The sequence below is a fragment of the Nostoc sp. ChiSLP03a genome, assembly GCF_034531215.2.
GTDB lineage: Bacteria > Cyanobacteriota > Cyanobacteriia > Cyanobacteriales > Nostocaceae > Nostoc.
Genome location: NZ_JAVRBQ020000182.1, coordinates 18,477 through 27,573 on the forward strand (window position 1 = coordinate 18,477; position 9,097 = coordinate 27,573).

At 39.4% G+C, this 9,097-nt stretch carries 10 protein-coding genes; 2 read left to right on the forward strand and 8 right to left on the reverse strand.

Going from position 1 to position 9,097, the window contains the following annotated elements; genetic code table 11:
- The first annotated feature begins 59 nt into the window (after positions 1-59).
- Entirely contained in the window at positions 60-401 is a 342-nt protein-coding gene (locus tag RMY32_RS30575) for a helix-turn-helix domain-containing protein (RefSeq protein ID WP_322696381.1), read from the forward strand.
- A gap of 327 nt (positions 402-728) precedes the next feature.
- Here RMY32_RS30575 and RMY32_RS30580 read toward each other — a convergent pair whose 3' ends face one another.
- The 5 genes from RMY32_RS30580 to obgE all read right to left on the reverse strand — a co-directional run bounded on the left by RMY32_RS30580 (position 729) and on the right by obgE (position 3,957).
- The gene (locus RMY32_RS30580) at positions 729-1,121 is read right to left on the reverse strand and encodes a salt stress protein, Slr1339 family (protein WP_322696382.1); all 393 of its coding nucleotides are present in this window, start codon (positions 1,119-1,121) and stop codon (positions 729-731) included.
- A gap of 27 nt (positions 1,122-1,148) precedes the next feature.
- A complete protein-coding gene (locus RMY32_RS30585; protein ID WP_292869171.1) occupies positions 1,149-1,754 on the reverse strand; it encodes a vWA domain-containing protein in 606 nt (201 codons plus the stop codon).
- 59 nt (positions 1,755-1,813) lie between these two features.
- Positions 1,814-2,419 (reverse strand): VWA domain-containing protein, encoded by a 606-nt coding sequence (locus tag RMY32_RS30590; protein ID WP_322686512.1) that lies wholly within the window; start codon positions 2,417-2,419, stop codon positions 1,814-1,816.
- An 89-nt stretch (positions 2,420-2,508) separates the two neighbouring features.
- Positions 2,509-2,880, reverse strand: coding sequence for a CHASE2 domain-containing protein (locus tag RMY32_RS30595; RefSeq protein WP_322711752.1), 372 nt, complete (start codon positions 2,878-2,880; stop codon positions 2,509-2,511).
- Positions 2,881-2,928: 48 nt separating this feature from the next.
- The gene (gene obgE / locus RMY32_RS30600; protein WP_322711753.1) at positions 2,929-3,957 is read right to left on the reverse strand and encodes a GTPase ObgE; all 1,029 of its coding nucleotides are present in this window, start codon (positions 3,955-3,957) and stop codon (positions 2,929-2,931) included.
- A gap of 193 nt (positions 3,958-4,150) precedes the next feature.
- Here obgE and aroA point away from each other — a divergent pair, with 193 nt between their 5' ends.
- Positions 4,151-5,431 carry a 3-phosphoshikimate 1-carboxyvinyltransferase gene (gene aroA, locus RMY32_RS30605; RefSeq protein ID WP_322711754.1) on the forward strand — a complete coding sequence of 427 codons (1,281 nt, stop codon included), beginning with the start codon at positions 4,151-4,153 and terminating at the stop codon, positions 5,429-5,431.
- Between the two features lie 18 nt (positions 5,432-5,449).
- On the opposite strand, the gene RMY32_RS30610 is transcribed toward aroA, so the two are convergent.
- The 3 genes from RMY32_RS30610 to RMY32_RS30620 form a co-directional block, all read right to left on the reverse strand.
- Positions 5,450-6,112 (reverse strand): class I SAM-dependent methyltransferase, encoded by a 663-nt coding sequence (locus RMY32_RS30610; protein WP_322711755.1) that lies wholly within the window; start codon positions 6,110-6,112, stop codon positions 5,450-5,452.
- 391 nt (positions 6,113-6,503) lie between these two features.
- Positions 6,504-7,625: a hypothetical protein gene (locus RMY32_RS30615; RefSeq protein ID WP_322711756.1), complete on the reverse strand. Its 1,122-nt coding sequence runs from the start codon at positions 7,623-7,625 to the stop codon at positions 6,504-6,506.
- Between the two features lie 3 nt (positions 7,626-7,628).
- On the reverse strand, positions 7,629-8,906 hold the full coding sequence (locus RMY32_RS30620) for a hypothetical protein (protein WP_322711757.1): 1,278 nt from the start codon (positions 8,904-8,906) through the stop codon (positions 7,629-7,631).
- Between the last annotated feature and the right edge of the window lie 191 nt (positions 8,907-9,097).

Genomic DNA, 9,097 nt, shown 5'->3' on the forward strand with positions numbered 1-9,097 from the left:
CAGATAACTAGTGGTACTACCGAGCAAACCTTCCTTCTGGTTATTCCTACAAAAAAACTATGAAAGCTGAAGCAGAAAACCATCTCAGGCTGACTTGTGAAGTAGAAACTACCCTAAAAGTGATTGGCGGACGCTGGAAAGTTTTAATTATTAGAGAATTAATGACTGGCGTCAAACGCTTTGGTGAACTGCAACGGGCTTTACCTGGAGTTACGCAAAAGATGCTAACCCAGCAACTCAGAGAAATGGAGGAAGACGGCATTATTCATCGAGAAGTTTATCCCCAAATTCCACCCAAGGTAGAATATTCACTGACGCCTTTAGGAGAAACTTTGCAACCAATTCTCTATGCTATGCATGAATGGGCTGTGCAACATTTAGCTAGAACAAATCACCATTAATATTAATTATAGTGAATAAACAATTATTGCTAACTTAACTTTGATATGTATGGTAGTTTATGGCTTTCGTAACTCACCATTTGAGGTCTTCGGTGCATTACGCTAATGCGGTAATATACCCAACACATCTTCTAATACCAATTCAATTAATGATTGCAACATATCCTTGGGTAAAGACGCGATGAATCGCGTCTCTACAAATGGTCTATTTGTCGGATTCGTTTTTCAAATTGGTAGAATTATTTGCGCTTACTTCAATTAAATTTGCTAATTTTCAATTCTAGCGAGCAGATTTATCTATGGGGTCTTAAATTTTAAATTTTAAGTTTATTCATTGCTTTTTAAATATTCAATCGCCGCCTCTAATTTTGAAGGGTAACTTTCAGCAAACCTTTCAAACCAAAGTCCTTCGGATGAAAGTGGATCTACTTTGGCTAACCATTCTTTTGCTTGCACTTTCAAAGCCTCTAGTTGTTTGGCTTTGAGTTGTTCTTGTCGAATCCTTTCTTGTTCTAGTTCTTGCTGTCTTTTTAATTCAATAGCAGCATCCTCTTGGGCAAAATCAGCCTGAACTTCTGCCAAAAGCTTATCCATGAAAGATGCCGACTTCGGCAATGGTGGAATAAACGATTTGGCTGTGGCTGATTTTGATTGCGGTTGTGGTTGTACTTCTTTGTATTCAGTTTCGAGTTGGGCTAAGAGCTTATCAAGGGAATCCATTTTTGCAATTCCTAAAAAATAGTATAGCTAGTCATTAATAGCATTGAGTAGCACTTCCGATAGACTCAAATCTTCCATGTCTTCCATAGTAATGGTGTCACAGATATCAAACTTAGCACCAGCACTTTGGAGTTCATCATCTAAGACTTTGAGAAAGCGGGTAGCTTGTTGATCTGTGCCAACTTGAATAAAAGAAATAGCTAATTCTTCATCTCGATCGATGCGACGAGAAGCTTCAATAATCACCCTCATGACTGCTTTGCGATCGTCCGGCTCACCATCAGTAACTACTAAAATTGTTTCACCATTTGGTTTGGTTTGACCGGCTGCTTTGCGTTGAAGGTAATCATCAGTTGCATGTTTTAACACACTTGCCAAGTCAGTTGTACCAGAGGGATCGTTCTCTCGAAAAATTTGTGACACCTTGCTGGATGTGACATTTTCGTATCGCTTGAATTTGCCAGAAAATACATAGATAGTAATGCCATCTGGGTCAAATTGCTCGCATTTACTAGCTAAAGCTAAAGTTGATTCTTGGGCTGCAACCCATCTAGTTCTACCACCCTTTTGATCTTGGGTTGCCATACTACCGCTTTTGTCAATAATCAAGGTATAATCACGATTTTCTAGCATGATTCGATTCTCCAATTAAGAATTAATAGTTGCTGAACTATGGGCGATCGCCAAACATATTAGTCAGTTATAGCGTTCGTCAATACATCTACAAGACTCATTTCTTCTAAGTCGTCTAAAGTGACGGTATCGCAAATATCAAATTTAGCGCCAACACTTTGTAATTGGTCATCCAAGGCTTTGAGGAATTTAGTTGCTTGGGCATCTGAACCTACTTGAATAATCGAAATTCCTAATTCTTCATCACGTTCCATTTGGCGAGTAGCATGAATGATGACTTCAAACACAGCTTTGCGATCGTCTGGTTCACCATCGGTGATCACTAAAATTGTTTCTCCGTTTGGCTTGGTTTTACCAGCTGCTTTGCGTTGAAAGTAGTTATTGAGGGCATCCTGGAGTACACCAGCTAAATTTGTTGTGCCAGCAGGGTCATTTTCGAGAAATATCTGGGCGACTTTGGCTGAGGTGACATCATCGTAGCGTTTAAATCTACCAGAAAACACGTAAACGGTGATGCCATCGGGGTCAAACTGTTCGGCCTTTCTGGCCAAAGCAAGAGTAGACTCTTGAGCGATTTCCCATCTACTTCTACCACCCACTTGGTCGGGTGTAGACATACTACCGCTTTTATCAATGATTAAGGTATAGTCGCGATCGCTCATCATAATCTTCCTTTGATTGTTACCCTGTGGTTCTAGTCTAATCTACGAATTTGACGAGACCGCAAGCTTTTTAAGGTTTTGTATCAATTATGCTACTCACAAAAGCCACGCCATTGCTTATGCCAGTTGCGTAAGTCCTGAAGTTGATTGTGACCTGGTTCAACAGGGACATTTTTGAAAAGGTCGAGTCCGATCGCACGAGGTTTGTAAGTTTCCAGCTTGTTTAGTAAATCTGCAATTTCACCATCGGGTATAGGATATCCTCCGGCTTTAGCAATATCATCTTCATCAATGCCAATAATTACTACATGTTCATCAACAGGTTCGGGTGGACGCAGACGTAAAACTGTTACCCCAACACAAACACCCGTTGTGTATGGGATTTTAAACTTCTTCAAGTAGGATAAATTTGGGCGCTCATGTTGCCCACCCCACAAGACATTGAGAAAATTGTCTGCTGCCAACAGCTACTTTCCCTCTAAAAGTAGTAATTACGAATTACGAATTACAAATTATCTAAATGCTTCCACTTCTTCAGGAACCTTCATTTGGTCGAGAATTCCCCAGATTTCTTGTAACATCGGCTCTAACCCAGTGCGAGTAACTGCTGAAATCACAAAAACTGGCGCGTAGGAAAGATGATTAAGTTGGGTAGCTAATGCTTCCAAATCGACAGTTTCGCGATCGACTGCATCAATTTTATTCAGCGCCAAAATTTGCGGACGTTCTGCTAAACCCCGTCCATAAGCTTGTAATTCTTCCTTAATTGTGTTGTAATCTCTAATCACATCATCACTAGTAGCATCAATTAAGTGAAGTAACACTCGCGTGCGCTCAATATGGCGCAAGAAATCGTGTCCCAGTCCTGCACCTTGAGACGCGCCCTCGATTAGTCCGGGAATGTCGGCGAAAACAGTACCATCACCTGTAGGTTTTTGCACTACACCCAAATTTGGAATCAGGGTAGTGAAGGGGTAGTCTGCGATTTTCGGACGTGCAGCAGATAAAGATGAAATTAAAGTGGATTTACCAGCATTTGGTAAGCCAATAATCCCCACTTCTGCCAAAAGTTTCAACTCTAGGCGCAGCTGCTTTATTTCTCCTGGTAATCCTGGGAGGGCATATTCTGGGGCGCGGTTACGGTTACTCAAGAAATGCTGATTTCCCAGTCCGCCTTTACCACCTTGGGCAATCAGCAAAGTCTGCTTAGGTTCAATTAAATCCCCTAGCAGTTCGCCAGTTTCAGCATCATAAATGGTTGTACCGCAGGGAACTTCGATAATTAAATCCTTACCCGCTGCCCCAGTGCAGTTATTTGGCCCGCCACGAGTACCCTTTTCTGCCTGAAAGCGATGGTTATATCTGAAGTCCAGCAAGGTTTGTAGGTTTTCTTCGGCAACGAAAAATACCGAACCACCTCTTCCCCCATTACCACCAGAGGGGCCGCCAGTGGGCACGTATTTCTCTCGCCGGAAAGCGACAATACCATCGCCGCCTTTACCAGCTTCAACTTCAATTTTTGCTCGATCGATAAATTGCATCTTTCTAGAGTCCTGTTAGCGGATAGCTGGCTTTGAGCCAGTGCTGAGTTATAGGCGAGTTATAAATTATAAGTTTTAAAATATTATTCCTCACTACTTTACTTGTAACTCACACTCCCTACTTCCCTGCTCCTTTTGCTCAAGATATGGCAATATATAAAGTTGTAGCTAACCGCCTACGTAGAGGTTTAAAGTGGATACCATTGCAATTCCTGCTCTGAATCGGCTAGTGGATGCCACGGTAGAAATTCCTGGTTCTAAAAGTCTTACCAATCGGGCGTTGCTTGTCGCAGCTTTGGCGCAAGGTGACTCCATTTTAGAAAATGCCTTATTTAGTGAAGACAGCGAATATTTTGCTAAATGCGTAGAGCAATTGGGCATTCCCATTACTTTGAATCCTCAACTGGCACAAATTCAAGTGGCGGGAAGGGGAGGCGAAATTCCAGCTAAACAGGCAGATTTATTTGTAGGTTTGGCAGGTACAGCAGCACGGTTTATTTCGGCGCTGGTGGCACTGGGGAATGGTGAATATCGCCTCGATGGCGTTCCCCGGATGCGAGAACGACCGATGGGCGACTTGTTGACGGTACTGCAAACGGGTGGAGCAACCGTTAACTTTGAAGGAAACTCCGGGTTTATGCCCTACACCGTCTATAGTCGGCAATTCGCTGGCGGAAATTTTCGCTTAAAAGCAAACCAAACAAGTCAGCAACTTTCGGCATTACTGATGATTGCGCCTTATGCTCAACAAGACACAATTGTTGAAGTTGAAGGTACGCTGGTTTCTCAGTCTTACGTCAAAATGACCTGTCGTCTGATGGCAGATTTTGGCGTGGAGGTGATTCAAATCGGCGATAATCAGTTTCAGATTAAAGCGGGTCAACGTTACCAAGCTCGACATTACACAGTCGAACCCGATGCATCAAATGCTTCTTACTTTTTTGCCGCCGCCGCCGTCACGGGTGGACGGGTGCGGGTAAAACATTTGACCAAACAATCTTGTCAGGGTGATATTCTCTGGCTGAATGTTTTAGAACAGATGGGTTGCCAAATTAAGGATGGGGATGATTACACCGAAGTGACGGGGCCGAAGCAATTGCAAGGTATCGACATTGATATGAATGATATATCGGATCTAGTGCAAACATTAGGAGCGATCGCACCCTTCGCCAGTTCACCAATTACCATTCGGAATGTGGAACATATTCGATATAAAGAAACTGACCGAATTAAAGCTGTGGTGACAGAGTTACGTCGGCTAGGAGTTGAAGTTGAAGAATTCGCAGATAGACTGAAAATTCAACCTGGCCCCATTACCCCAGCAGCGATTGAAACTTATCACGATCATCGAATGGCGATGGCTTTTGCTGTCACTGGCTTGAAGGTTCCAGGGATTGTAATTAAAGATCCCGGTTGCACAGCGAAGACTTTTCCAGATTACTTTACCCGATTTTTCCAAATGTTAGAGCAATAAGAGCTATTTTCGCTCAATTCACTTTTTCAGTGCCAAAGTTAAGCCATCTGCGATCGCTACTACACTAAGACTAACTCGCTGGTCTTGATGCAGTTTTTGATTAAAAGCACGAATTCTTTTAGTTCTATTATCTTGCACCTGGGGATCGGCAACCCTACCCGACCAGAGAACATTATCGATCGCAATCAATCCCCCCGGACGCACTAATTGCAGCGATCGCTCATAATAGCCATCATAGTTGCTCTTATCTGCATCGATAAAGACAAAATCAAAAGTTTCTCCTTCTCCTGTTTCCAGTAACCGATCCAAAGTCTGCAAAGCTGGGGCAATATGCAGTTGAATTTTATCCGCCACTCCAGCTTGTTGCCAATAACGTCTAGCGATCGTGGTAAATTCTTCACTAATATCACAGGCTACTACTTTACCGTCATTCGGTAACGCCAATGCCACCACCAGGGAACTATAACCTGTAAATACCCCAATTTCTAAAGTTTTCTTAGCTCCTAGCAACTGCACCAGTAACGCCAAAAACTGCCCTTGTTCGGGAGCAATCTGCATTCTCCCGATTGGATACTGGGCTGTTTCCTGTCTCAGTTGGGTTAAAATTTCTGGTTCTCGGAGAGAGACTGACAGTAAATAGTCATAGAGGTTTTGTTCGAGTCCTAGTGTTTTAGTTGTCATGGGTATTGGGAATTGGGCATGGGGCATTGGGCATGGAGAATTGGGGATGAGTCTTTAATACTCGTAGACGATTTTTTAGAATTCAAAATTACGCCTTATGTGAATTAAGCCACAGGATGTTGTTCAAAAGTAAGCACATCAATACCAAAACGCTGACGTAGAAAACCTGAGTTCGGGATAAGGAAAGGGACAGGTAGTAAGCTGAAAATAGCGTTAAATCCAGCAACCTGCGCTATCTTTAACCCGAACTCAGGTTAAAATTATCTTACCGACAGTTTTGAGAAAGTAATCAGCTAATGATTCCGTTACAGCCAATTATTTCTCTGAGTCTTCATTTATGCAAAACTTAATTGATAGTCCCTCTTCTGTAAAACATCACAAATGACCTTGTTTAAAAATTTGAAGATGTTTTGTATTCAATAGCCATCAGTTCATTAATTACATTGCGGAATTTTATATCAAAATCTTTTGGTAAGCCTGTGGCATTAATAAAATAAGATGATATCTTAAATATAAATTGTCTTATTCTATTTGATTCATTTAACCTTTCAAAAATAAGTAGATCGGCAGATTGAGTTATACTAGTCAAATATCGTAGAGATATTTCTCTCAACGGAATGCAACACAAGCCCAAATGTGTAGGCGCTTCAAGGAGAGTTATTACTAATTCTACAAATTCGCTCCAATTGGCTAATTCCAATTCTGATGATATCTGCTCATTTTGAGCAGCCATTAGTTCGTTTATCTTTTTTCTAAGAAGATAACTATCTCTACCTCCCCAAATATAGTATCTAAGCATTTTCTCCAAATAGTCTTTACTATAACTCGGATCAAATATATTAATCATATCAGTTACTATAGGTGATAAAACCAAGCATAATGACATAATCAAATTTGTATATATAGACAGATGTTGGTCTTTGCTTGGATTCATTTCTCCCCTTATTTCTTTGACGTTTGCCAGAATACCTCTTAAAGCTTTTGCGTAATCATTTTCTAGAGGTAGTTGATTATTAATATAGTCTCCTAATCCTTCAAATTTTCTTTGATTTTTAAACAAGGTTAAATATTGATACCAAGTATTAATATCTGCTGCATAAGAAGATTTATCCAAATAGTCAATATTATTAGCCTCTGCATAACTATCAAACAATTCTTCACTAAATAAATGAATGTTAATTGACTTTGCGGAAAGCTTATGTGCATCTTCTACCTTTTTTCTAAGAATTATAAATGCTTCATCACACGAAGTATAATTCATTAGCCCACCAGCCCAAAATGCTCTATTAATAGGGCTTGTATCTAACGTTTTACAGTCAAATATTACTTTCCTAACTTTTCTATGATTAGTTATTTCAATACCCAAAACATCTATATCAGTTAGAACAGCGTTATTTTGAGAAATTTCTTTAACATTACTAACATTAACTTCTAGATAGGGAATTAGCTTGTTGGAAATGCAAAACCTTATAGCTTTTTCTTTTTGCAGCCTATCTTTATTTGTTATTGCCATAATTTAGTATGAGAGTATTAATTTTTCAAATTCTAAAGCTGTTTGTTCATCAATTTCTTGTTTTTTCCTGACTCGTAGTTCTTTTGATGCAATAATTGATTGTATATATTTTTCATCTTTTGACAAAGCTATCCTTGCTTCTTGATTTACTTCCATATTAGAAATTTCACCAGTACGTAATATATTTATAGCCAAGTTTAGAGCATCAAGGTTTTCCTGTGTCTCATGTAAATGTAACTGCCATCTACTATTACCAATTTGCTTTAAGTATGCCACTTTTAGAACAACTAAATTTTTATATTGTACATTAGCCTCTGAATTGGATTTTAAATATCCTTTATTTTTTAAAGCTTCAAGTATCTGTAGAGGTGATCTGATTTTGTATAAATCAGGTAAAAGCTGCCCCTTACGGACAGACGATACTAATGCCATAGCTCTTTCATACGTTTCTCTATTAGATGCATTTAATCTTGAAGAACCTGGATGGGGAGTAAAAATAAAACTTTCGGTTCTGTTAGAAAAGGTTATTGTCGGTGGTTTCAAAACCCCTTCACTAGCTAAAGTAGTTATTAGTGACTTTTGAAGATTATTAAGTTTAATTCCACCTATTTCTGATTGTTGCTCAATTAAAGATAGCGGCCAACCTTGATGATTTCGTATAAAGTTTAATACTTTTTCTATCTCAGATGCGCCATTCTTGGCAACGATATCTGCTAAAGAATTCAAATTGTCAGCAAAATAATATGGACTTACTAGTATTGTTTTTTCACGCGCTCTATGCTCTCTGATAAATCCACCTGTGCTGCCAATTGTTAGACAACGATTAAATACTTCTGGTTCTATTCCAATAGTATTTAATAATCTATCTTTATTATCTGGTTTTTTGTACAATTCTCCTAGAATCGCCAGTATTGCTTGTTCGTGTTCATTAAAATCACCTAAGTTTGGGTAATTTCCAATGATTTCATATATATCTTGAAATTTAGGAACTTGAGGGATAACTTTTTTTATTTTTGTAGTACTTGTTATAAGTTGTATAAATTCTAGTTCAGCTAAAATAGTTAACACATTTGGTAAAGCAAATGAGTGTATATCAAAATAGTGATCGGAAACCTTTCTCAATACCTCATAATCTATCTCTCCTAGTCCTCGTATGTGAACTGCAAGAGATGCTGCCATTCCAACATTTCGTAATATGTCGAAATCTGGAATATCAGTACGACCCACTCCATTTTGAATATCGAAAGCAAATTCGGCTACTTGCTTTTTAGTTAAACTCATATAATAACTCTACAGAAAAAAAATTGTAGCTAGTCACAATGATTTCAAGTCTAATACCAATTTTTTATAAAGCTGCATAGAATTCGATCCCCCCTAACCCCCCTTAAAAAGGGGGGAACCGGAAAAACATCTATCAAAGTCCCCCTTTTCAAGGGGGATTTAGGGGGATCAAGATATGTGCAACTTCACAT

Bases quoted from the DNA above. Each gene is read 5' to 3' on its own strand.
- RMY32_RS30610 (WP_322711755.1), bottom strand. From the start codon at position 6,112: ATGACAACTAAAACACTAGGACTCGAACAAAACCTCTATGACTATTTA.
- obgE (WP_322711753.1), bottom strand. From the start codon at position 3,957: ATGCAATTTATCGATCGAGCAAAAATTGAAGTTGAAGCTGGTAAAGGC.
- RMY32_RS30585 (WP_292869171.1), bottom strand. From the start codon at position 1,754: ATGCTAGAAAATCGTGATTATACCTTGATTATTGACAAAAGCGGTAGT.
- RMY32_RS30590 (WP_322686512.1), bottom strand. From the start codon at position 2,419: ATGATGAGCGATCGCGACTATACCTTAATCATTGATAAAAGCGGTAGT.
- RMY32_RS30620 (WP_322711757.1), bottom strand. From the start codon at position 8,906: ATGAGTTTAACTAAAAAGCAAGTAGCCGAATTTGCTTTCGATATTCAA.
- RMY32_RS30575 (WP_322696381.1), top strand. From the start codon at position 60: ATGAAAGCTGAAGCAGAAAACCATCTCAGGCTGACTTGTGAAGTAGAA.
- RMY32_RS30580 (WP_322696382.1), bottom strand. From the start codon at position 1,121: ATGGATTCCCTTGATAAGCTCTTAGCCCAACTCGAAACTGAATACAAA.
- RMY32_RS30615 (WP_322711756.1), bottom strand. From the start codon at position 7,625: ATGGCAATAACAAATAAAGATAGGCTGCAAAAAGAAAAAGCTATAAGG.